Annotated in this window: 22 protein-coding genes and 4 tRNA genes; 20 read left to right on the forward strand and 6 right to left on the reverse strand. The window is 60.3% G+C overall.

Annotation, left to right across the window (positions count from 1 at the left end; all coding sequences use genetic code 11):
* Positions 1-55 precede the first annotated feature (55 nt).
* The gene (glmS, locus tag ACNOHI_RS11095) at positions 56-1,873 is read right to left on the reverse strand and encodes a glutamine--fructose-6-phosphate transaminase (isomerizing) (RefSeq protein WP_420474739.1); all 1,818 of its coding nucleotides are present in this window, start codon (positions 1,871-1,873) and stop codon (positions 56-58) included.
* Positions 1,874-2,012: 139 nt separating this feature from the next.
* On the opposite strand from glmS, the gene ACNOHI_RS11100 reads away from it, so the two are divergent.
* Positions 2,013-2,501, forward strand: coding sequence for an Lrp/AsnC family transcriptional regulator (locus tag ACNOHI_RS11100; RefSeq protein WP_420474740.1), 489 nt, complete (start codon positions 2,013-2,015; stop codon positions 2,499-2,501).
* 6 nt (positions 2,502-2,507) lie between these two features.
* On the opposite strand, the gene glmU is transcribed toward ACNOHI_RS11100, so the two are convergent.
* Positions 2,508-3,866 (reverse strand): bifunctional UDP-N-acetylglucosamine diphosphorylase/glucosamine-1-phosphate N-acetyltransferase GlmU, encoded by a 1,359-nt coding sequence (gene glmU / locus ACNOHI_RS11105; RefSeq protein ID WP_420474741.1) that lies wholly within the window; start codon positions 3,864-3,866, stop codon positions 2,508-2,510.
* Positions 3,867-3,899: 33 nt separating this feature from the next.
* Here glmU and ACNOHI_RS11110 point away from each other — a divergent pair, with 33 nt between their 5' ends.
* Positions 3,900-4,778, forward strand: coding sequence for a DUF6279 family lipoprotein (locus tag ACNOHI_RS11110; protein WP_420474742.1), 879 nt, complete (start codon positions 3,900-3,902; stop codon positions 4,776-4,778).
* Here the strand turns inward: ACNOHI_RS11110 and ttcA are convergent.
* The 3 genes from ttcA to ACNOHI_RS11125 are packed head-to-tail and all read right to left on the reverse strand — an operon-like array spanning position 4,775 to position 6,886.
* Positions 4,775-5,701, reverse strand: coding sequence for a tRNA 2-thiocytidine(32) synthetase TtcA (gene ttcA / locus ACNOHI_RS11115; RefSeq protein WP_420474743.1), 927 nt, complete (start codon positions 5,699-5,701; stop codon positions 4,775-4,777). The genes ACNOHI_RS11110 and ttcA overlap by 4 nt on opposite strands.
* Positions 5,702-5,715: 14 nt before the next feature.
* Positions 5,716-6,108, reverse strand: coding sequence for a dihydroneopterin aldolase (locus tag ACNOHI_RS11120; protein ID WP_420474744.1), 393 nt, complete (start codon positions 6,106-6,108; stop codon positions 5,716-5,718).
* Between the two features lie 10 nt (positions 6,109-6,118).
* Positions 6,119-6,886 (reverse strand): SDR family oxidoreductase, encoded by a 768-nt coding sequence (locus tag ACNOHI_RS11125; RefSeq protein WP_420474745.1) that lies wholly within the window; start codon positions 6,884-6,886, stop codon positions 6,119-6,121.
* A gap of 106 nt (positions 6,887-6,992) precedes the next feature.
* On the opposite strand from ACNOHI_RS11125, the gene ACNOHI_RS11130 reads away from it, so the two are divergent.
* From ACNOHI_RS11130 to ACNOHI_RS11150, 5 genes are all read left to right on the forward strand, one after another.
* A complete protein-coding gene (locus tag ACNOHI_RS11130) occupies positions 6,993-8,132 on the forward strand; it encodes a class I SAM-dependent methyltransferase (RefSeq protein ID WP_420474746.1) in 1,140 nt (379 codons plus the stop codon).
* Between the two features lie 44 nt (positions 8,133-8,176).
* Positions 8,177-8,371: a DUF2905 domain-containing protein gene (locus tag ACNOHI_RS11135; protein WP_420474747.1), complete on the forward strand. Its 195-nt coding sequence runs from the start codon at positions 8,177-8,179 to the stop codon at positions 8,369-8,371.
* 22 nt (positions 8,372-8,393) lie between these two features.
* Positions 8,394-8,609 (forward strand): DUF2905 domain-containing protein, encoded by a 216-nt coding sequence (locus ACNOHI_RS11140; RefSeq protein ID WP_420474748.1) that lies wholly within the window; start codon positions 8,394-8,396, stop codon positions 8,607-8,609.
* Between the two features lie 65 nt (positions 8,610-8,674).
* Positions 8,675-10,087, forward strand: a complete 1,413-nt coding sequence (locus tag ACNOHI_RS11145) for a DHA2 family efflux MFS transporter permease subunit (RefSeq protein ID WP_420474749.1) — start codon at positions 8,675-8,677, stop codon at positions 10,085-10,087.
* A gap of 119 nt (positions 10,088-10,206) precedes the next feature.
* Positions 10,207-11,835, forward strand: coding sequence for a tetratricopeptide repeat protein (locus tag ACNOHI_RS11150; protein WP_420474750.1), 1,629 nt, complete (start codon positions 10,207-10,209; stop codon positions 11,833-11,835).
* Positions 11,836-11,839: 4 nt separating this feature from the next.
* On the opposite strand, the gene arsC is transcribed toward ACNOHI_RS11150, so the two are convergent.
* Positions 11,840-12,196: an arsenate reductase (glutaredoxin) gene (gene arsC, locus ACNOHI_RS11155; protein ID WP_420474751.1), complete on the reverse strand. Its 357-nt coding sequence runs from the start codon at positions 12,194-12,196 to the stop codon at positions 11,840-11,842.
* A gap of 78 nt (positions 12,197-12,274) precedes the next feature.
* Between arsC and ACNOHI_RS11160 the strand changes: the two genes are divergently transcribed.
* The 13 genes from ACNOHI_RS11160 to rpoB all read left to right on the forward strand — a co-directional run bounded on the left by ACNOHI_RS11160 (position 12,275) and on the right by rpoB (position 23,057).
* On the forward strand, positions 12,275-13,297 hold the full coding sequence (locus ACNOHI_RS11160; protein ID WP_420474752.1) for a gamma-glutamyl-gamma-aminobutyrate hydrolase family protein: 1,023 nt from the start codon (positions 12,275-12,277) through the stop codon (positions 13,295-13,297).
* Positions 13,298-13,418: 121 nt separating this feature from the next.
* Positions 13,419-13,504, forward strand: a tRNA-Tyr gene (locus ACNOHI_RS11165).
* 37 nt (positions 13,505-13,541) lie between these two features.
* Positions 13,542-13,615, forward strand: a tRNA-Gly gene (locus ACNOHI_RS11170).
* A 42-nt stretch (positions 13,616-13,657) separates the two neighbouring features.
* A tRNA-Thr gene (locus ACNOHI_RS11175) sits at positions 13,658-13,732 on the forward strand.
* Positions 13,733-13,800: 68 nt separating this feature from the next.
* The gene (tuf, locus tag ACNOHI_RS11180; protein WP_420474753.1) at positions 13,801-14,991 is read left to right on the forward strand and encodes an elongation factor Tu; all 1,191 of its coding nucleotides are present in this window, start codon (positions 13,801-13,803) and stop codon (positions 14,989-14,991) included.
* 79 nt (positions 14,992-15,070) lie between these two features.
* A tRNA-Trp gene (locus ACNOHI_RS11185) sits at positions 15,071-15,146 on the forward strand.
* Positions 15,147-15,181: 35 nt separating this feature from the next.
* Positions 15,182-15,565 (forward strand): preprotein translocase subunit SecE, encoded by a 384-nt coding sequence (gene secE / locus ACNOHI_RS11190; protein WP_420474754.1) that lies wholly within the window; start codon positions 15,182-15,184, stop codon positions 15,563-15,565.
* Complete coding sequence (gene nusG / locus ACNOHI_RS11195; RefSeq protein ID WP_420474755.1) at positions 15,565-16,158, forward strand: transcription termination/antitermination protein NusG; 594 nt, start codon at positions 15,565-15,567, stop codon at positions 16,156-16,158. The genes secE and nusG overlap by 1 nt, the downstream gene beginning before the upstream one ends.
* A 155-nt stretch (positions 16,159-16,313) precedes the next feature.
* Positions 16,314-16,745, forward strand: coding sequence for a 50S ribosomal protein L11 (gene rplK / locus ACNOHI_RS11200; protein ID WP_040039168.1), 432 nt, complete (start codon positions 16,314-16,316; stop codon positions 16,743-16,745).
* Complete coding sequence (gene rplA / locus ACNOHI_RS11205) at positions 16,745-17,440, forward strand: 50S ribosomal protein L1 (RefSeq protein ID WP_420474756.1); 696 nt, start codon at positions 16,745-16,747, stop codon at positions 17,438-17,440. Before rplK ends, rplA begins: the two co-directional genes overlap by 1 nt.
* A gap of 294 nt (positions 17,441-17,734) precedes the next feature.
* Positions 17,735-18,232: a 50S ribosomal protein L10 gene (rplJ, locus tag ACNOHI_RS11210; protein WP_420474757.1), complete on the forward strand. Its 498-nt coding sequence runs from the start codon at positions 17,735-17,737 to the stop codon at positions 18,230-18,232.
* Between the two features lie 70 nt (positions 18,233-18,302).
* Entirely contained in the window at positions 18,303-18,680 is a 378-nt protein-coding gene (gene rplL / locus ACNOHI_RS11215; protein ID WP_420474758.1) for a 50S ribosomal protein L7/L12, read from the forward strand.
* Between the two features lie 270 nt (positions 18,681-18,950).
* Positions 18,951-23,057 (forward strand): DNA-directed RNA polymerase subunit beta, encoded by a 4,107-nt coding sequence (gene rpoB, locus ACNOHI_RS11220; protein ID WP_420474759.1) that lies wholly within the window; start codon positions 18,951-18,953, stop codon positions 23,055-23,057.
* The last annotated feature ends 51 nt before the right edge of the window (positions 23,058-23,108 follow it).

A 23,108-nucleotide genomic window follows, 5' to 3' on the forward strand; every position in this document is an offset into this window, starting at 1 on the left:
GCGCAAACCCGGAACCCTTGTCGGCAGCGTTCCTGAATACAGAGCCGGCCCGGACTTACTCGACGGTCACCGACTTCGCCAGGTTGCGCGGTTTGTCGACGTCGGTGCCGCGCGCCAGCGCCGTATGGTAGGCCAGCAATTGCAGCGGTACGACGTGCAGGATCGGGGACAGGTGGCCGTAGTGTTCCGGCATGCGGATCACGTGCACACCCTCGCTCGACGAAATGCGCGAATCGGCATCGGCGAATACATAGAGCTGGCCACCGCGCGCGCGCACTTCCTGCATGTTCGACTTCAGCTTTTCGATCAGCGTGTCGTTCGGCGCCACCGTCACCACCGGCATTTCGTTCGTCACCAGTGCCAGCGGGCCGTGCTTCAGTTCGCCGGCGGGATACGCTTCGGCGTGGATGTAGGAGATTTCCTTCAGCTTTAGCGCGCCTTCGAGTGCGATCGGATAGTGCAGGCCGCGGCCGAGGAAGAGGGCGTTTTCCTTGCGCGCGAATTCTTCCGCCCAGGCGATGATCTGTGGCTCCAGCGCCAGTACCGCGCCGATGGATAGCGGCAGGTGGCGCAGCGCCTTCAGGTGCGCGGATTCCTGCTCGTCGGTCAGGCGGCCGCGGACTTGGGCGAGCGTCAGCGTCAGCAGGAAGAGGGCGACCAGCTGCGTGGTGAATGCCTTCGTCGACGCCACCCCGACTTCCACGCCGGCGCGGGTGATGTAGGACAGCATGCACTCGCGCACCATGGCGCTGGTGGCGACGTTGCAGATGGTCAGCGAGTTGACCATGTCCAGTGCGCGCGCATGCTTGAGCGCGGCCAGGGTGTCGGCGGTTTCGCCGCTCTGCGAGATCGTCACGACGAGCGCGTTCGGATTCGGCACGCTGTCGCGGTAGCGGTACTCGCTCGCGATCTCGACGTTGACCGGCAACTTGGCGATCGATTCGATCCAGTATTTCGCGGTCAGGCCGGCGTAATAGCTGGTGCCACAGGCGAGGATCAGTACCGAGTCGACCTTCTTGAAGACGTTGTACGCCTTGTCGCCGAACAGCTCCGGCATGATGCTGTTGACGCCTTCCAGCGTGTCGCCGATGGCGCGCGGCTGTTCGAAGATTTCTTTCTGCATGAAGTGGCGGTACGGGCCGAGCTCGGCGGCGCCCGTGTGCGCGTGCACCGTGCGCACTTCACGCTCGGCCGGCTTGCCGTTGACGTCGGCAATCCAGTAGCGCTGCAGTTGCAGGTCCACCACGTCGCCTTCTTCCAGATAAATGATCTGGTCGGTCGTGCCGGCCAACGCCATCGCATCGGAAGCGACGAAATTCTCGCCCTTGCCTACACCGACGATCAGCGGCGAACCCTGGCGCGCGCCGACCACGCGGTGCGGCTCGTCGCGGCAGAAGACGGCAATTGCGTATGCGCCGTGCAGGCGCTTGACGGCCTGCTGCACGGTTTCGAACAGGTCGCCTGTATACATGTGGTCGACCAGGTGGGCGATCACCTCGGTGTCGGTCTGGCTTTCGAAGACATAGCCTGCCTTCGTCAATTCGGCGCGCAGCTCATCGTGGTTTTCGATGATGCCGTTGTGGACCAGGGCGATGCGTTCGCGCGAGAAATGGGGATGGGCATTGTGGGATGCCGGAGCGCCGTGCGTGGCCCAGCGGGTGTGGGCAATGCCGGTGAATCCGGCGAGGTTCGCCTTGTCGACTTGCGCTTCGAGATCCGCGACGCGCGAAGTGCTGCGCGAACGCTGGAGCGTGCCGTCCACATGCAGGGCGACGCCGCAGGAATCATAGCCGCGATATTCCAGCCGTTTCAGGCCTTCCAGAAGGATGGGGGTGATATTGCGCTGCGCGACCGCGCCGACGATTCCACACATGGAGACTCCCTGCGTTGAGTTGAGGACGGTTGTATCGTAGAAGAACGTGTGTGAAAAAAGTTTGCGAAATTTAAGACAAAATGAATGAAATCATCAACGGTGGCGAAGTGTGAAATATAATTTCACAGAGATCAGTTTTATGAAGGATTTTGATATGGAGGGTGGAGATTTGCTACTCGACGAGCTGGACCGGCGCATTTTGAATGCGCTTCAGGAAGACGCTTCGAGGACAAATAACGAGCTTGCCGCCCTGGTGCACGCGTCTGCGCCGACCTGCCTGCGTCGGGTAAAGCGTCTTGCTGATGCCGGCATCATTGCGCGCCAGGTCGCGATCGTGGCGCCGGAGAAGGTCGGTGCCGCCCTGACCGCCATCGTGGAAATCACGCTGGATCACCAGGGGGCAGAAAAAATGCAGGAATTCGAGGCGCTGGTGGCCGGCGAAGCGGCAGTCCTGCAGTGCTACCGTGTGTCGCCCGGTCCGGATTTCGTGCTGATCGTGCAGGTGGCCGACATGCCGGCATACCATGCGCTCGCGCACCGGCTGTTTGCGTCGCATGCGAACGTACGCAACGTCCGCAGCTTTTTCTCCATCCACCGCAGCAAATTCGAGACGCGCATCGCCGTCTGATGCGCGTTACTTCTTGATCTTGACGGGGCGCTGCCAGTTGTCGATGGTCAACTGCTTTGCACGCGAAACCGTCAGCTTGCCCTCCGGCGCATCCTTCGTCAGCGTCGTTCCTGCGCCCAGCGTTGCTCCCCTTCCAACGCGCACCGGCGCGACGAGCTGGGTGTCGCTGCCGATGAAGGCGTCATCCTCAATGATGGTGCGAAACTTGTTCGCGCCGTCGTAATTGCAGGTGATCGTGCCCGCGCCGATGTTCACGCGTGAACCCACGTCGGCGTCGCCGACATAGGCAAGGTGATTCGCCTTGCTGTGCGCGGCAACCTTGCTGTTCTTCACTTCCACGAAATTGCCGATATGGACGTCTTCGCCCAGTTCGGTACCTGGGCGCAAGCGTGCGTACGGTCCGATCGCGGACTCGGCGCCGATGACCGCGTCCTCGATATGGCAGAAGGGCTTGATGTCCGCGCCCTTGCCGATGCGGGCGTTGCGGATCACGCAGTTCGCGCCAATGCGCACACCGTCTTCCAGTTCCACCTTGCCTTCGAACACGCAGTTGACGTCGATGCTGACATCGCGTCCGCAAGCAAGTGAACCGCGCACGTCAAGGCGCGCCGGATCGGCTAGCGTGACACCTTGTTCGAGCAGTGCATTGGCGATGTTGCGCTGGTGGATGCGCTCCAGTTCCGCGAGTTGCACCTTGCTGTTGACGCCGAGCGTTTCCCAGGCCGCGGCCGGTTGGGCCGTCACGACGGAGACGCCATCGGCGACGGCGCGGGCGACGATATCGGTGAGGTAATACTCTTTCTGCGCGTTGTCGTTCGACAGCGTGGCTAACCATTTCTTCAGCTTCGCCGTCGGCACAACCATAATGCCGGTGTTGATTTCGCGAATTGCGCGCTGTTGCTCGCTCGCATCCTTCTGCTCGACGATACCGACGACCTTGCCACCTTCGCGCAGGATGCGGCCGTATCCGGTCGGATCTGCAAGGTCGATAGTGAGGATCGCCAACTTATCCTGTCCGGCGCTGTCCAACAATTGCTGCAATGAATTCCTCGTTGTCAGCGGAACATCCCCGTAGAGCACCAGCGTTGGTACGTCGTCGGACAGGTGGGGAACCGCCTGCATGACCGCGTGGCCGGTGCCCAATTGCGGTTCCTGCTTGGCAAAGGAAAGGTCGCTCGCCTTGCAGGCTTCCGGCACGGCGTCGCCGCCATGGCCGTAGATCACGCAAAGATGTTGCGGGGAAAGAGTGCGCGCGGTATCGATGACATGCGACAGCAGGGGCTTGCCCGCGAGGGGATGCAGGACCTTCGGCAGTGCGGATTGCATGCGCTTTCCCATGCCGGCAGCGAGAATGACAATATTCATGGATGATAGGTGTAAAGTTTGCAAAAGTTTAGCATGCAACTCCGACGCGCTTTTTTCGCCCGTGTGACCCTGGTTCTGCTGGCATTTCTGCTGGCGGGATGCAATGCCTTGCGCCTTGGCTATGCCAACGGCGACACCTTCGTTTACTGGTGGCTGGACGGTTACGTCGATTTCGCGGACGAGCAGAAACCCTGGGTCAGGGCGCATATCGACCGCCTCTTCGACTGGCACCGCAAGACACAGTTGCGGGACTACGCCCAACTTTTTGGCCAGGTGCAGCAGCGTTTGCAACGCGGGTCCGCCCAGCCTGCGGAGATCCGGGAGGATTTCGACGCCATCCGCAAGCGCGCCGCGACCATCCTCGAAAAATCCATCCCCGAGCTCACCGATCTCGCCCTGTCCATCCAGCCCGGACAGATCGCTCACCTCGAACAGAAGCTGGCAGCCAACAACGAGAAGTATCGTAGGGAGTATTTACGGGGGAATGTTGATGACCGTCAACGGCTACGGTTCAAGAAGGTCATGAAACAGGCCGAATACTGGTTCGGTAATTTCAGCGACGAGCAGGAGGCGCACATCCGCAAGGCATCGGACGCGCGGCCGCTGGATAACGACATCTGGATGACGGAGCGCGTACGTCGCCAGCAGGAACTGCTGCAGATGCTCCGCAAGATCCAAGCGGAAAAACCGGCCAGGGAGGTGGTGTCGAAGATGATCCGCGACTTCATCCGGCATAGCTTTGAAAACTTCACCTACGCCGAGCACAAGGCCTTCTTCGATGGATCATCGGAAGGCATGGCTCAGATGATCTCCACGATCATCAACGTGGCAACCCCCGAGCAGAAGGCGCACGCGATACGGCGCCTGCAGAAACTGATCGAGGATTGCCACGAACTCGCGGCGAAGAGTTAGTCGTCGTCGAGGCCGCCGAAGCGCACCACGTTGTTTGACGGCGGCGCGCAGGGTTCTTCATCGAAGGCGATATCGCCGTCCGGCGACGCCTCTCCGGTCACCTTCAGGTCGACGAAGTTGAACAGCTTGCTGTCCATCAGGTGCGAGGGGGCGACCGTCGACAGTGCGGAGAAGATATTCTCCACGCGTCCCGGATGCTTCTTTTCCCAGTCGCGCAGCATCGCCTTGATCTGCTTGCGCTGCAGGTTTTCCTGGCTGCCGCACAGGTTGCAGGGAATGATCGGAAACTCGCGCACTTCCGCAAAACGCTCCATGTCCGCTTCCTTCACGTAGGCCAGCGGACGGATCACGATGTGCTTGCCGTCGTCCGACTGCAGCTTGGGCGGCATGCCCTTCAGCTTCGCGCCGAAGAACATGTTGAGGAAGAAGGTTTCGAGGATGTCGTCGCGATGGTGGCCGAGCGCGATCTTGGTGGCGCCGAGTTCATCCGCCACGCGATAGAGAATCCCGCGGCGCAGGCGCGAGCACAGCGAGCAGGTGGTCTTGCCCTCGGGGATCACGCGCTTGACGATGCTGTAGGTGTCCTGGTTCTCGATATGGAAGGGCACGCCGATCTTGGTCAGGTAGGCCGGCAGCACATCTTCGGGAAAGCCCGGCTGCTTCTGGTCGAGGTTGACCGCGACGATATCGAAGTGGATCGGTGCCCGCTCGCGCAGCGTCAGCAGGATGTCGAGCAGGCCATAACTGTCCTTGCCGCCCGACAGGCACACCATCACCTTGTCGCCGTCTTCGATCATGTTGAAGTCGCCGATGGCCTGCCCGACAAGGCGGCACAGGCGCTTGTGCAGCTTGTTGTTTTCGTAGGCGATCTTTTCCGCCTTCTTTGCGCTGGTCGCGGCTTCGCTTTGTACTGCTTCGTTCATTTCACTTCCCGTGTTCACTGCTTGATGTGGATGACTTCCACGCCCACTGAATCGCAATCCGGATAGACGTCGGGCTTCTCGGTCGACACGCGCACCGCACGCACTTTCGGGTGTGACAGCATCGCGCGCGCCACGTCGTCGCAGAGCGTTTCCTGCAGGTGGATGTGGCCTTGCGCCATGCGCTTGGCGATGGTGTCGCGCATGAAGTCGTAATCCACGACTTCGTACAGATGGTCTCCCTTCGGGGTCGATTCCGACAGCGGAATGAAGAGATCGACATTGACCAGCACCCGCTGTTCACCTTTCTTTTCGAATTCGTGGACGCCGATATTGATCATCACCTCGTAGTTGCGGAGGAAGAGGCGCCGGCAGTCGGCCAGGCTGGGGTGGGAGAGGGAAGAGAGCATGGTTTCTACTTTATTTCGCAACGAACATGACGTCGCGTTGCAGGGGGATTAAATGCTGGCCGCCATCGACCAGCAAAGTGGTGCCGGTCATCGACTGATTTTCGGCGGCAAAACAGACGGCGCTGGCAACATCTTCCGGCGTGCTGGCGCGGCCGAGCGGGGTCATCCGGTGGGCTTTGGCAAAACCTTCCTCGGTCTGGTTGCCCGAAACGAGCGTCAGGCCGGGGGCAACCCCGACGACGCGCACTTTGGGCGCCAGTGCCTGCGCAAGCACGGTAGTCGCCGTCTGCAGCGCGGCCTTGGACAAGGTATAGGACAGGAAATCCGGATTCAGGTTGTAGAGTTTCTGGTCGAGCAGGTTGATGACGACCGACTGGTCGCCGTCGGCCGTGGCAGCATGAAGCGCGCGCGCCAGGATCACGGGCGCTGCCAGGTTGGCATGCATGTGCCGGTCAAGGCTGGCGACGGAAAAGTCGGCAGCAGTATCGCCCTCAAAGAGCGATGCGTTATTCACCACGCAAGAAACCGGACCAAGCGCGGCATACGCGTCGTGCAGCAAACGGTTCACGGCCTGTTCATCCGCCAGGTCGCACTGCAATGCAGCCGCCCGCCGGCCGAGCGCCTCGATGTCGCGCACCGTGGCCATCGCTTCGTCCGCCGATTGGCCGTAATGCACGGCCACATCCCACCCGCGTTGCGCCAGGGCGAGCGCGATACTGCGCCCGATGCGTCTGGCGGCACCGGTGACGAGTGCAACTTTGCCGTTTCCTGTGGTCATAGAAGAGTTCTGGTTCCGGAGGATGTTGTCATTTCATCCACGGGCGAAGATCCTGCGGCCCGGATTTGTTCACAAGCGCAGGGCCGATTTCAATACAATACCGAGCATGCAACTTCACCTGCCTGAACCCTCCCTGGACGCGCAGAGCGCGTCGCGCGCCCTCCACAAACTCATCGCCAGTGACATTGAAGCCCACTCTGGCTGGATTCCGTTCGCCCGGTATATGGAGCAGGTGCTGTATGCGCCCAGGCTGGGCTATTACAGTGGCGGGGCGGCAAAACTCGGTAAAGACGGAGATTTTACAACCGCGCCCGAGATTACGCCGCTTTTCGGTGCCACATTGGCCCACGTCGCCGCGGATTTGATGGACCAGACATCGCCGCGCATCATGGAATTTGGCGCGGGTACCGGCAAGCTGGCATTCGACATCCTTACCGAACTGGCATCCGCCGGCATACCGGTGGAGACCTACCAGATCGTTGACTTGTCCGGCGAATTGCGCGCACGCCAGGAAGAAACCCTGCGCGCCTTCCCGCAAGTGTCCTGGCTGGATGCCATGCCGGCCTCGTTTTCCGGTGTCGTTATTGGCAACGAAGTGCTCGACGCCATGCCCGTGCATCTCGTTGTCAAAACGGAAGGCGGATGGATGGAGCGCGGCGTCGGGCTTTCGGGCGAACATTTCACCTTCGTCGACCGGCCCTGCAGCCCCGAACTGTACGCGCAGATTTCCGAAGCGGATAGCCTGCCCGACGGTTACCTGACCGAAGTGCATCCCGTCGCGACCGGATTCATGCATTCGCTCGCTTCGATGCTTAGCGCCGGCGGTGCCGCCATCCTCATCGACTACGGCTTCCCGGCCCACGAGTATTACCTCGACCAGCGCGGGCAGGGGACGCTGATGTGCCACTACCGCCACCACGCACACCCCGACCCGTTCTACCTGCCGGGCTTGCAGGACGTCACCGCCCACGTCGATTTCACGGCCATGGCGCGCGCCGCCATCGACGGAGGCCTTGACCTGCTCGGATACACCACACAAGCGGCCTTCCTGCTCGACGCGGGCATCGGCGACCTGCTGCTGCGCACCTCGCCGGAAGACCAGCTGCGCTACCTGAAGCAGGCGAGCGCCATGCAGAAACTGATTTCCCCGGCCGAGATGGGCGAACTGTTCAAGGTGCTGGTCGTCGGCAAGAACGCCGAGCTTCCGGGCCGGTTCGCGCGCAACGACCGCAGCCATCGCCTATGATGGCCTTGTACTTGTCACATTTTTCATGAATTCCGCGAGGCAGCATGATTCGTTGGGTCCTTACCATTTTCCTCGCGCTGATCGTATTCTCGGCGGCAATGCCCTGGCTGGAAAAGCTCGGCATTGGGCGCATGCCGGGCGACGTGCGATTCAAGCTCTTCGGACGGCAGATTTTTCTGCCTTTTGCTTCGACACTGCTGTTGTCGATGATCGCCATCGGCGTCGGCAAACTGCTCTGAACCTTGCACTCGGAGGCGCGCCGTGATCCGCTGGGTTGCCGTGATCTTCATCGGCCTGTTCATCTTCTACCCGCTGCTGCCCTGGTTCGACCGCCTGCGTGTCGGCCGGCTGCCCGGCGACGTTCTGTTCAAGTTTCGCGGCGTCGTCTTTTGCCTGCCTTTCGGCTCCACCGTCATCTGGTCGGCCGCCGTGTTCGTGATCGCCGAGATCGTCAGCCTGACCTGTCCGAACTGTTGAGGATGCATCCGGCAGGGGAGTGAGCAACACCCTATACTGTCGGCTTCCCCCCTTCATGTTTCCGGATGCAGCCCACCCTAGAACAGCTCCGCCAGCGCTACGGCAGCCGCTACAAATGGTTGGTGCTGCTCACCGTCATGATCGGCACGATGGCGTCGATCATGTCCTCCACCATCGTCAATGTCGCGGTTCCCGACCTCAGCCAGCATTTCGTTCTCGGCCAGGAGCGCGCGCAATGGGTGTCGGCCGGTTTCATGCTGGCAATGACGCTGTCGATGCTTACCACGCCCTGGTTCCTGCTGCGCTATGGCCTAAGGCGGACCTACATGGGCGCAATCCTGCTCCTGCTGTTCGGCGGCGTCGTTGGCGGGCTCAGCATCAATTACCCGATGCTGCTCTCGATGCGGGTGGCCGAGGGCCTCGCTGCCGGAATCCTGCAGCCGATTCCTTCCATCGTCGTGTTCCGTTCGTTCGACAAGCAGGAGCAGGGCAAGGCAATGGGCATCTTCGGCTTCGGCGTCGTCCTCGCCCCGGCAATCGGGCCGAGCGTCGGCGGCTTCCTGGTCGAGCATTTCGGCTGGCAATCGATCTTTTTCGTCGTGGTGCCGTTCTGCCTGATCGTGCTTGCCATGGTCCAGCGCTTGCTGCCGGTGAATTCGACGTTGATGGGGGAGGCGAAACCCCTCGACTGGCGCGGCCTCTTGCTGGCCTGCGTCGGCATCACCAGCCTGCTGAATGGCCTCGTCCATCTTCATGACGGATTGCTGCAATCCGTGCCGATGATCGCGATCGGTCTTGCGGCATTGGTGGGCTTCGTCTTTTACCAGTTGCGTGCAAAGGACGCACTGATGAACATGGGCCTGTTCCGCTATCCCCAGTTCGCGGCCGGTGCACTCGTTGCCTTCATTTACGGCGCCGGACTGTTCGGGTCCACCTACCTGCTCCCGGTCTACATGCAGATGGCGCTGCACTACGCTCCGTCCCAGGCCGGGCTGGTCCTGCTTCCCGCTGGCGTCGTCCTGGCGGTGACCATCATCGTCGCCGGCAAGCTGGCCGACCTTTTTCCGCCGAACGTACTGGTTTCCGTCGGCCTTGCCCTGCTGGCCCTGTCGTTCGGGCTGATCGCCATCGGCTCATCCTCGACCGGTTATGTCACCTTCATGGTGTGGGCAATCATCGGACGGATCGGCCTGGGCTTCGTCCTGCCTTCACTCAGCCTTGGCGCCATGCGTGGCGTGGATCAAGGCATGATTGCGCAGGGCGCCAGCACGATCAATTTCCTCCGCCAGCTCGGCGGAGCGATCGGCGTCAGTCTGGTGGGCATCGTGCTTGAATGGCGCTTGGCGGTCTATCAGGGCACAGGGGAGCCCCTTCCGGAAGCGCGCCTGAAGGCATTCAATGAAACCTTCTTCCTGGTCGCGCTGTTCTGTGCGCTTGCCGTGCTGGCAGCCATCCGGATGCGCTCGCCCGAGCGTTAAAGGCGAAAAGGTTGCGCCGGACAAGTTTGCTTTTCTCGCCGACAGTGGTATTTTGGCATCCTTGGGGCGGGGAAGGCCGGCCCGCATACCTTGGTTGGCGCTGCACGGAACCGGAATAAATGACTTCGCTTCGTAGTTTGACCGCAATGATCGTCGAGCCGCACTCGGGAATGCGCGCCAGCATGCACAACATGCTCAACTTGTGCGGCATCACGAAGATTGACCATGCCGTCAGCTCCGGCACGGCGATCCGTCCGCTCAAGGGCAAGTCCTACGACCTCATCCTCTGCGAATACGACCTCGGCGACGGACAGGACGGGCAGCAGCTGCTCGAAGACCTGCGCCATAACAAACTGATTCCGCTGTGGACGGTGTTCATCATCGTCACCGCCGAGCGCGCCTATGAAAAGGTGGTCAGCGCGGCGGAACTGGCCCCGACCGACTACATCCTCAAGCCGTTCACCGCCGATACACTGATGGACCGGATTGCGCGCGCCATCGAAAAGCGCACGGCCTTCCTGCCCGCCTACCATCTCATGGAACATGGCAACCTGGTGGATGCCATCGACATCTGCAGGATCGGGGAGGGCAAATATCCAAGATGGGCCATCGACTTCATGCGTCTGCGCGCCGAACTGCACGTCATCCTTGGCGAGGCGGCGGAGGCGGAGAAGATTTACCAGGAGCTGTTGCAGACCAAGGCCGTCGCCTGGGCGCGGCTGGGGCTTGCAAAAACCCTTTTCATGCAAGGCGAGTTCGGCGAGGCCGAGGCCTTGCTGCAGACGCTGGTCGAGGAAAACAGCAGGTACATGGATGCCTATGACTGGCTGGCAAAGACCCATGAGGCGCAGGACCAATTGCCTCAGGCAAAGGAAGTCCTCGCGGGCGCAGTCGTCATTTCCCCCCACGCCGTGCGCCGCCTGCGCAAGCTAGGCGATGTTGCACTCGAAACCGGCGACGTCGAAACAGCGGAGAAGTCCTTCCAGAAAGTCGTCACCAAGGCCAAATACTCGGAATTCCGCGATCCGGAAGACCATGTCCGCCTGGTGCGGACCCTCGTGAAAAAGGGGGACACCCAGCAGGCTTCGTCAGTAATCCGCGACATGGAGAAGTCGCTCGGCAACCTGGAAAAGACACCTGCCTGCCGCGCCTTGTCGTCCGCGCTGGTCCAGAAGGAGTTGGGTAACGATGAAAAGGCAGCAGAGGAACTCAATGCAGCGGTTGCGGCGTGCCGCGACGCCGTCGGAATTTCCAATGACCTGAAGATGGAACTGGCCAGGAATTGCCTGGCACAGGCCCTCGACAACGGCGCGGCCGAAGTCATGCGCGACGTCATGAGCAATGCCTCCGACGACGCGGCCCTGGCCAAGGCAATGAGTGTGTTCGAAAAGGCCGGCAAGAAGGAGCTGGCTGAAACCGTCGCCAAGGAAAGCCGGCGACACGTGGTCGACCTTGTGTCCAGCGGTGCGGAAAAGGCGCGCCAGGGCGACTACCAGGGCGCGGTGCAACTCATGACCGCGGCCGTGCACAAGCTGCCGCAAAATCCCCAGGTTGTATTCAATGCCGCCGTCGCGGTCCTCAAATACCTGGAAAACGTCGGCTGGGAAGGCAAGCTGGGCGATCAGGTCAGGGGCTACATCGAAGCGGCGCGCAGGCTCGATCCCAACAACCCCCGACTGGTGCCGCTGTCCGACCTCTACAAGAGCATCCTGAAAAAATACGGCATCAAGCCGCCGGGCGCCGAATAGGCGGTCAGTCCTCAAGCAGGCCGGAAACCAGCTCTGGCGGTCGCCCAATGACAGCCCGCCTGCCGAATACGACAATCGGCCGCTGCAGCAGCTTGGGATGCGCAGCGATCGCCCGCAGCAAATCCGCATCAGCAGCGTGCGCCAGGCCGAGCGCAGCAAACTCTTCTTCATTGCCTCGCACCATCTCGGACGGCGCGCATCCCAGCATGACCTGCAACGCCTCGAGCTCGGCCAGGCTGGGAGGGGAGGTCAAGTATTCCACGACATTGACCGGAATCTGCTTGCGGACGGCAAAGGCTTCCACAAGCGCCAGCGCCTCGCGCGACTTTGAGCAGCGCGGGTTATGATAGATCGTGATCATTCGTGTCCTTGACGTAAGCTGAAGGCGCTGATTGTAATCCTGTCCATGCCGAGAGTGTGATCGCCTGTCCGGGAGACGATGAACCTGCCGTGCAACACCACGGTCAGAGTGTTACCCGTCTTGCCACTCAAACCCATGACAGAAAAGAACAGCACACAAGCAGCAGCCGAATCACCCGCCTCCTCCGAGGCCGCCACGGGGCAGAGCCCGGCATTCGACCGGCCACGCCGTATTCACCGTCAGGATTCGCCTTGGAAGCAGACGCAACGGATCATCGGCGCGCGCGTGCGCGCTCTGTCCGACCGCATCCTTCACCGCCTCACCCAACGCACCCTGAAGATCGGCATCTCGGCACGGATTTTCCACCCGGAGGCCGGCGCCAAAGGATTGCGCAGCAAAACCTTGCAATACCTTGAAGAGTCCATTGCGCAATGGGTTATGTCGCGTGATGTCATGGTCTTCATGATTCCAACTGTCAACAACAGCGGGCTTCTCCATCCGAGCAACATCCGGTTGCGCGACTACGCCAAACACTTGGACGGCCTCGTCCTGCAAGGCGGCGCCGATGTTTCCCCGCAGACTTACTCAGAGGCGGCGACCCGCCCGGAGTGGAGCGGGGATCGCGCACGTGACATGTATGAGTTGGAGCTCCTGCACGAATTCGTTGAAGCCGGCAAGCCAGTCCTCGGTATTTGCCGGGGCTGCCAGCTGATCAACGTTGCTTTTGGCGGTACGCTTTACCAGGACATCGCATCGGACGTGCCGACCGCGATCCAGCACGTAAGCGATTTGTACGACAGTCATTACCACGTCATCCATTTTCAGCAGGGATCTGCGCTTGCTGGCCTTTTCCCGGCCAAACCCGAAGCCCTCGTGAATTCCATCCACCATCAGGCTGTAAAGGACCTCGGCCGCGATCTCGTTGTCGAAGCCGTTTCCGGCAACGACAACATTGTCGAGGCAGTCCGATACCGCAAGGCCCGCTTCGTGATGGGGTTGCAATGGCATCCGGAATTTCACCGAGGAGGCAGTTCGGAACTGCTCGACTGCACACCAATCCTCGATGAATTCCTTGCCGCGGCGAGGGAAACCCGATTCTGAACAGCCGGAAAAGCCACATCCAGGGCCTGGTTTATTGACGGAAAATGCGAAAATTACTTCGCAACCAGATTTTTTGGTTGACAGCCCATGGGGGTCTCTACTATAGTTTGAGGTTCCCTGCGGAGGGGTGGCCGAGTGGTTAATGGCAGCAGACTGTAAATCTGCCCTCTTACGAGTACGCTGGTTCGAATCCAGCCCCCTCCACCAGTGTCTAAGCAGGTGATTATTGCGGTTGAAGGTCCTTGCGGGTGTAGCTCAATGGTAGAGCTGAAGCCTTCCAAGCTTACGACGAGGGTTCGATTCCCTTCACCCGCTCCAGGTTTTAGTTGGACGCAGCAGTTCAGTGCGGACGGCAAAGATGCCCTTGTAGCTCAGTGGTAGAGCACTCCCTTGGTAAGGGAGAGGCCACGTGTTCAATCCACGTCAAGGGCACCAGTTTTCTCGAAATGGCAAGCAGTCGGGCTCGTGCCTGGACATTCCCATCAAAACGTTAGGAGTCGAAAATGGCAAAAGGCAAGTTTGAGCGGACCAAACCGCACGTGAATGTAGGCACGATCGGTCACGTTGACCATGGCAAGACCACGCTGACCGCGGCAATCGCGACGGTGCTGTCGGCCAAGTTCGGCGGCGAAGCGAAGAAGTACGATGAAATCGATGCAGCGCCGGAAGAAAAGGCACGCGGCATTACCATCAACACCGCGCACGTCGAATACGAAACCGCCAACCGCCACTACGCCCACGTTGACTGCCCCGGCCACGCCGACTACGTCAAGAACATGATTACCGGTGCCGCGCAGATGGACGGCGCGATCCTGGTGTGCTCCGCTGCTGACGGCCCGATGCCGCAGACCCGCGAGCACATCCTGCTGGCCCGTCAGGTCGGTGTGCCGTACATCATCGTGTTCCTGAACAAGTGCGACATGGTCGACGACGCCGAGCTGCTCGAGCTGGTCGAAATGGAAGTGCGCGAGCTCCTGTCCAAGTACGAATTCCCCGGCGACGATCTGCCGATCGTTCGCGGTTCGGCCAAGCTGGCGCTGGAAGGCGATAAGGGCGACCTGGGCGAAGGCGCGATCATGAAGCTGGCCGAAGCGCTGGACACCTACATCCCGACCCCGGAGCGTGCCATCGACGGTACCTTCCTGATGCCGGTGGAAGACGTGTTCTCGATCTCCGGCCGCGGCACCGTGGTGACCGGTCGCGTTGAGCGCGGCATCATCAAGGTCGGCGAAGAAATCGAAATCGTCGGCATCCGCGACACCCAGAAGACCACCTGCACCGGCGTGGAAATGTTCCGCAAGCTGCTGGACCAGGGTCAAGCTGGCGACAACGTCGGCGTGCTGCTGCGCGGTACCAAGCGTGAAGACGTCGAGCGTGGCCAGGTTCTGGCCAAGCCGGGTTCGATCAAGCCGCACAGCCACTTCACCGGCGAGATCTACGTTCTGTCGAAGGATGAAGGCGGTCGTCACACCCCGTTCTTCAACAACTACCGTCCGCAGTTCTACTTCCGTACCACGGACGTCACCGGCGCGATCGAACTGCCGGCAGGTAAAGAGATGGTCATGCCGGGCGACAACGTGTCGATCACTGTGAAGCTGATCAACCCGATCGCGATGGAAGAAGGTCTGCGCTTCGCAATCCGCGAAGGCGGCCGTACCGTCGGCGCCGGCGTCGTTGCCAAGATCATCGAGTAATCCATGAATCGCTGCGCTGCGGCTGTCGGGCAGATCTCCCGGCGCCGCAGCGTTGTCAATTCAAGCGAAGTTTTCGCGTAGGGGTATAGCTCAATTGGCAGAGCGTCGGTCTCCAAAACCGAAGGTTGGGGGTTCGATTCCCTCTGCCCCTGCCACCTGATTCAGGTGCAGGGCACCGAAAGAAACAAGTATGTCTAACCAACCGGTAGAAACCGTCAACACATCGAGCGACAAGGTAAAGGTCGCTCTTGCTATTTGTGCCGTTGTTGCGGGGGTCGTCGGTTTTTATTTCTTGTCCGACAAGCCGACCATCGTGCGCGCCGCAGCGCTCGTCGCCGGTCTGCTTGTCGCGATTGCCGTCGCATGGACTTCCCAGCCTGGCCGCGATTTCCTCGGCTTCTCCAAGGAATCCATCCGCGAAGCAAAGAAGGTCGTATGGCCGACGCGCAAGGAGGCGATGCAGATCACCGCTGTTGTCTTCGGTTTTGTGCTCGTCATGGCGATCTTCCTGTGGGGCACCGACAAGCTTCTTGAATTTGTGTTGTACGACCTGATCCTGGGCTGGAAAAAGTAATGAGCGAGAACACGCAAGACGGCGCAGCTGGCGCCCCGGTCGCAGCTCAATCCTCGGCCGGCAACAAGCGTTGGTATGTGGTGCACGCCTACTCCGGCATGGAGAAGAGCGTGCAACGTGCTTTGACGGAGCGCATCGAGCGCGCCGGCATGCAGGACAAGTTCGGCCAGATCCTGGTGCCGACCGAAGAGGTTATCGAGGTCAAGAACGGCCAGAAGTCTGTCACCGAGCGTCGTTTCTTCCCCGGCTATGTGCTGGTCGAGATGGAAATGACCGACGAGACCTGGCACCTGGTGAAGAACACCAGCAAGGTCACCGGCTTTATCGGCGGCAAGTCCAACAAGCCGACCCCGATTCCGCCGCACGAAGTCGACAAAATCCTGCACCAGATGCAGGAGGGTGTGGAAAAGCCGCGTCCCAAGGTGTTGTACGAAGTGGGCGAGCTGGTCCGCATCAAGGATGGTCCATTCACTGACTTCAACGGCAACGTTGAAGAAGTCAACTACGAGAAGTCGCGCGTACGCGTCTCCGTCACCATCTTCGGCCGCGCTACGCCGGTCGAGCTGGAATTTGGCCAGGTTGAAAAAGTCTAAGCCGGCCGTTCTTTAAAAGATTCGCAATAAGCGCCCCTTGGAGCGTCGCACGCCGGATGGCTTGCGGAATCCCGGAAAGCAGTACCTGGAGGAGCCCCAATAGTTGCCGGAAGGCGGCGAACAGGCGCTAACACTCAATCAACGTAGGAGCCATCATGGCAAAGAAAATTATCGGTTTTATCAAGCTGCAAGTGCCGGCTGGTAAAGCAAACCCGTCCCCCCCGATCGGCCCGGCGCTGGGTCAGCGCGGTCTGAACATCATGGAATTCTGCAAGGCCTTCAACGCCCAGACGCAAGGCGTCGAGCCGGGTCTGCCGATTCCGGTCGTGATCACCGCCTTCGCGGACAAGTCTTTCACTTTCGTGATGAAGACGCCGCCGGCAACGATCCTGATCAAGAAGGCCGCTGGCATCCAGAAGGGTTCGGCCAAGCCGCATACCGACAAGGTCGGCAAGATCACCCGCAAGCAAGCGGAAGAAATCGCAACAACCAAGATGCCGGATCTCACGGCAGCTGACATGGACGCAGCCGTACGCACGATCGCCGGTTCCGCTCGTTCCATGGGTATCACGGTGGAGGGTCTGTAATGGCTAAGCTGTCCAAGCGCGCAAAAGAAATCAAGGCAAAAGTTGACCGTACCAAGCAGTATCCGTTTGACCAGGCAGTTTCCCTGATCAAAGAGTGCGCCACTGCCAAGTTCAACGAATCCATCGACGTCGCAGTGCAACTCGGCGTTGACGCCAAGAAGTCGGACCAGGTTGTTCGCGGCTCCGTCGTTCTGCCTGCAGGTACCGGCAAGACCGTTCGCGTCGCCGTGTTCGCTTCCGGTGACAAGGCTGAAGCTGCCAAGGCTGCTGGCGCCGACATCGTTGGCATGGAAGACCTGGCAGAGCGCATCAAGGCTGGCGACATGCCGTTCGACATCGTTATCGCTTCGCCGGACACCATGCGTATCGTCGGTACGCTCGGTCAGATCCTTGGCCCGCGTGGCATGATGCCGAACCCGAAGGTCGGTACCGTGACCCCGGACGTTGCGACCGCAGTCAAGAACGCCAAGGCAGGTCAGGTTCAGTACCGCACCGACAAGGCAGGTATCATTCACGCGACCATCGGTCGCAAGTCGTTCAGCGACGCCGATCTGAAGACCAACTTGGTCGCGCTGATCGAAGCGCTGAACAAGGCCAAGCCGGCAACCAGCAAGGGCGTCTACCTGCGCAAGGTGGCGATCTCCTCGACGATGGGCGCTGGCGTCCGCGTCGATCAGGCAAGCCTGGCGGCTTAATGTAAGGAATCAAGTCCTCGCGCAGCAACGCCGCGCGAGGCGCATCTTTGGGCTGGTCCCGCTTCGGCAGGTTTGAAGAGGGGCTGGATTGTCAAAGACCGTTGGGCCGAGTGCATGCAGGCAGTGCACGAAGTTAAACACCGGCAGCGCAAGCGCCGATACCCAACGCAGATGGTGAACCCGACAAGTTTTGTAGTCTCAAAGCTAGTTCGCTAGCCTGAACTCCTGAACTTCGGACGCCGTGTTCGAAACGATGCAAGACATTTTGTCGAGCATCACTTTTGGAGGTTGATCTTGAGTCTCAATCTGAATGACAAGAAGGCCGTCGTCGCCGAAGTCTCCGCAAAGGTAGCAACTGCGCAGACCATCGTCGTGGCCGAATACCGTGGCATCCAGGTTGGTTCCTTGACGCAACTGCGCGCCAAAGCGCGTGCCCAAGGTGTGTACATGCGCGTGTTGAAAAACACGCTTGCACGTCGCGCCGTTGAAGGTACGCCGTTTGCCAGCCTCGCCTCTGAAATGACCGGTCCGTTGATCTATTCGATCTCCGAAGACGCCGTTGCTGCAGCAAAAGTCGTTCACGACTTTTCCAAGGGCAACGACAAACTGGTTATCAGGGCAGGTAACTATGCAGGCAAGTCGCTTGATAAAGCGGGTGTGACTGCATTGGCAAACATCCCGAGCCGCGAAGTCCTCATCTCCCAGTTGTTGGGTGTGATGCAGGCTCCGGTTTCCGGCTTTGCCCGCGCGCTGGCTGCTCTTGCAGCCAAGAAGGAATCCGAAGCGGCGTAATTCGCCCTCGTTCCTGTTCGCGTCTATACCAATCAGATGTAATTACCGAATCAAAATTTAGGAGTTTCAAATGGCAATCAGCAAAGAAGATATCCTTGAAGCAGTAGGCCAGATGTCCGTGATGGACCTGAACGACCTGGTCAAGGCTTTTGAAGAAAAGTTCGGCGTGTCCGCAGCTGCAATGGCAGTCGCAGGCCCGGCAGGTGGCGGCGCCGCTGCTCCGGCTGCTGAAGAGCAGACCGAGTTCACCGTTGTTCTGTCCGAAGTGGGCGCGAACAAGGTTGGCGTCATCAAGGCCGTCCGCGAAATCACCGGCCTGGGCCTGAAGGAAGCCAAGGACCTGGTCGACGGTGCACCGAAGCCGGTCAAGGAAGGCATCGCCAAGGCAGATGCAGAAGCTGCCAAGAAGAAGCTGGAAGAAGCTGGCGCCAAGGCCGATCTCAAGTAATTTCGGCTTGCCAGGGCGAGTCTGTATCGCCGGAGTCAAAGCTCAGAACCTTTCCGAAAGGAAGGGTTCGGCTTTGGCTCCTTTGTCGTTTTGTATTTTTGGTTAGCCTTTTTCCCTATGCGGGTATATGAGGCAGGGGAAACGGCGCAGAAAGTAGTCTAGTTAGGTCCGAAGGGCCGAGACTTGAGGTTTCGCAGATTGCACGGGGTGACATGAACGTCGCCGGCGAGTCCTGAATTCTCCATCCTTCCTGTCACTCACGGAGTGTCCATGCACTACTCATTTACTGAGAAGAAGCGCATTCGCAAGTCCTTCGCGAAGCGCGCTAACGTCCACAACGTTCCGTTCCTGCTGGCGACCCAGCTCGAGTCATACACGAGCTTCCTGCAGGCCGATAAAGCAACGTCGCAACGCAAGAACGAGGGCTTGCAATCCGCCTTCACCTCGATTTTCCCCATCGTATCCCACAACGGTTTCGCGCGGCTAGAGTTTCTGTCGTATGTGTTGGGTGATCCGCCCTTTGACGTAAAAGAGTGCCAACAGCGTGGCTTGACGTTCGCGTCGCCCCTGCGCGCCAAGGTGCGCCTGGTCATCCTGGACAAGGAATCGCCGACCAAGCCCGTCGTGAAGGAAATGAAGGAGCAGGAAGTGTACATGGGCGAACTTCCGCTCATGACCGCGAATGGTTCGTTCGTTATCAACGGTACCGAGCGCGTGATCGTATCGCAGCTGCATCGTTCCCCGGGCGTGTTCTTCGAACATGATCGGGGCAAGACGCATTCGTCCGGCAAGCTGCTGTTCTCCGCGCGCATCATTCCGTATCGTGGCTCCTGGCTCGATTTCGAATTCGATCCGAAGGACATCCTGTTCTTCCGCGTCGACCGTCGCCGCAAGATGCCAGTCACGATCCTGCTGAAGGCCATCGGCATGACGCCGGAGCAGATCCTCGCCAACTTCTTCGTGTTCGACAATTTCACTCTCCGTGCGGATGGTGGCGAGATGGAGTTCGTTTCCGAGCGCCTGCGCGGGGAAGTTGCGCGTTTTGACATCACCGACAAGGCCGGCAAGGTCATCGTCGCCAAGGACAAGCGCATCAATGCCAAGCATGTGCGTGAAATCGAAGGCGCGGGCATCAAGCACATCTCCGTGCCGGAAGACTATCTGCTCGGCCGTGTCCTGGCGAAGAACATCGTCGACGCCGAAACCGGCGAAGTGATTGCCAACGCCAATGATGAGCTGACGGAAGAATCCCTGGCACGCCTGCGCGATGCCGGCGTGACCGACATCCAGACGCTGTACACCAACGACCTCGACCAGGGCGCGTACATTTCGCAAACCCTGCGCATGGACGACACCGTCGACCAGATGGCCGCACGCGTCGCGATCTACCGCATGATGCGCCCCGGCGAGCCGCCGACCGAAGAATCGGTCGAGGCGCTGTTCAACGGCCTGTTCTACAGCGAAGAGCGTTACGACCTGTCCGCAGTCGGCCGCATGAAGTTCAACCGCCGCATCGGCCGCGATGAACTGACCGGCACGATGACGCTGTCGAACGAAGACATCCTCGCCGTGATCAAGATCCTGGTCGAACTGCGCAACGGCCGCGGCGAAGTGGACGATATCGATCACCTCGGCAATCGCCGCGTACGTTGTGTCGGCGAACTGGCGGAGAACCAGTTCCGCGCCGGCCTCGTCCGCGTCGAGCGCGCGGTGAAGGAGCGTCTCGGCCAGGCGGAAGCTGACAACCTGATGCCGCACGACCTGATCAACTCCAAGCCGATCTCGGCTGCCATCCGTGAGTTCTTCGGTTCGTCGCAGTTGTCGCAGTTCATGGACCAGACCAACCCGCTGTCGGAAATTACCCACAAGCGCCGCGTCTCGGCACTTGGCCCGGGCGGTCTGACGCGCGAGCGCGCAGGCTTCGAAGTCCGCGACGTGCACCCGACCCACTACGGCCGCGTGTGCCCGATTGAAACGCCGGAAGGTCCAAACATCGGCCTGATCAACTCGCTGGCGCTGTATGCTCGCCTGAACGAATACGGCTTCCTCGAGACACCGTACCGCAAGGTCGACAACAGCGGCGTGACCAACCAGATCGATTACCTGTCCGCCATTGAAGAGGGCCGCTACGTGATCGCCCAGGCGAACGCGACCATCGACAAGGAAGGCAAGCTGTCCGATGAACTGGTATCAGCGCGTCAGGCCGGTGAAACTATCCTCGTGTCGCCGGAACGCGTCCAGTACATGGACGTGGCCCCGGGCCAGGTGGTGTCGGTCGCAGCCTCGCTGATTCCGTTCCTCGAGCACGATGACGCGAACCGCGCATTGATGGGCGCCAACATGCAACGTCAGGCAGTTCCCTGCTTGCGTCCGGAAAAAGCATTCGTCGGTACCGGTATCGAGCGCACCGTGGCTGTCGACTCCGGCACCACCGTGCAGGCCCTGCGCGGCGGCGTGGTTGACTACGTCGACGCGGGCCGTGTCGTGATTCGTGTGAACGACAACGAAGCGGCAGCGGGCGAAGTCGGTGTGGACATTTACAACCTGATCAAGTACACCCGTTCCAACCAGAACACCAACATCAACCAGCGTCCGATCGTGAAGGTCGGCGACCGTGTTGCCAAGCATGACGTGATCGCTGACGGCGCATCGACCGATCTCGGCGAACTCGCGCTCGGCCAGAACATGCTGGTGGCGTTCATGCCGTGGAACGGCTACAACTTCGAGGACTCGATCCTGATCTCGGAGCGTGTGGTTGCAGACGACCGCTACACCTCGATCCACATCGAAGAACTGTCCGTCGTTGCCCGTGACACCAAGCTTGGCGCGGAAGAAATTACCCGCGACATCTCGAACCTCGCAGAAAACCAGCTGGCCCGCCTCGACGAATCCGGCATCGTGTACATCGGTGCGGAAGTCGAAGCCGGCGACGTGCTGGTCGGCAAGGTGACGCCGAAGGGCGAAACCCAGCTGACGCCGGAAGAGAAGCTGCTGCGCGCGATCTTCGGCGAGAAGGCATCCGACGTGAAGGACACCTCGCTGCGCGTGCCGTCCGGCATGGTTGGTACCGTCATCGACGTGCAAGTCTTTACCCGCGAAGGCATCCCGCGCGACAAGCGCGCCCAACAGATCATCGACGATGAACTGAAGCGCTATCGCCTCGACCTGAACGACCAGCTGCGTATCGTGGAAGGCGACGCCTTCCAGCGTCTCGAGAAGATGTTGATCGGCAAGGTCGTCAACGGCGGTCCGAAGAAGCTGTCAAAGGGCACCGCGCTGACCAAGGAATACCTGGACGACCTGGACAAGTACCACTGGTTCGACATCCGTCCCGCTGACGACGACCTCGCCGCCGCGCTGGAAGCCATCAAGGAATCCATCGCCGAGAAGCGTCACCAGTTCGACCTCGCCTTCGAAGAGAAGCGCAAGAAGCTGACCCAGGGCGACGAACTGCCGCCGGGCGTGCAGAAGATGGTCAAGGTCTACCTCGCAGTGAAGCGCCGCCTGCAACCTGGCGACAAGATGGCAGGCCGTCACGGTAACAAGGGTGTGGTTTCGCGCATCGTTCCGGTGGAAGACATGCCGTACATGGCAGACGGCACGCCGGCTGACATCGTGCTGAACCCGCTGGGTGTTCCGTCGCGTATGAACGTCGGTCAGGTTCTCGAAGTGCACCTGGGCTGGGCCTCGAAGGGCCTGGGCCTGCGCATCGGCGAGATGCTGCAGCAGCAGGCGAAGGCCGCTGAACTGCGCAAGTTCCTGACCACGATCTACAACGAGTCCGGCAAGTCCGAAGACCTCGACAGCTTCAGCGATGAAGAGATCCTGGCACTGGCGAACAACCTGAAGCATGGCGTTCCGTTCGCGACTCCGGTGTTCGACGGCGCGCATGAAGACGAAATCCGCCGCATGCTCGACCTCGCTTATCCGGACGACATCGCCAAGAACCTCGGCATGACGCCGTCGAAGAACCAGGTCACGATGTATGACGGCCGCACCGGTGAAGCCTTCGAGCGCACCGTCACCGTCGGCTACATGCACGTGCTCAAGCTGCACCACCTGGTCGACGACAAGATGCACGCGCGTTCTACCGGCCCGTACTCGCTCGTTACCCAGCAGCCGCTGGGCGGCAAGGCGCAGTTCGGCGGCCAGCGCTTCGGCGAAATGGAAGTCTGGGCACTGGAAGCCTACGGCGCGTCTTACGTGCTGCAGGAAATGCTCACGGTCAAGTCGGACGATGTCACCGGCCGTACCAAGGTGTACGAGAACCTGGTCAAGGGTGACCACGTGATCGACGCCGGCATGCCAGAATCCTTCAACGTTCTTGTGAAGGAAATCCGCTCGCTGGGTATCGATATCGACCTCGAGAGGGACTAAGGAAGGAAAGCCCTGCCGGCCCTGCGCCGGCAGGCAAAAAGTATTCGGCAA

Origin of the sequence: Noviherbaspirillum sp. ST9, from assembly GCF_048799745.1 — a bacterium.
GTDB lineage: Bacteria > Pseudomonadota > Gammaproteobacteria > Burkholderiales > Burkholderiaceae_D > Noviherbaspirillum.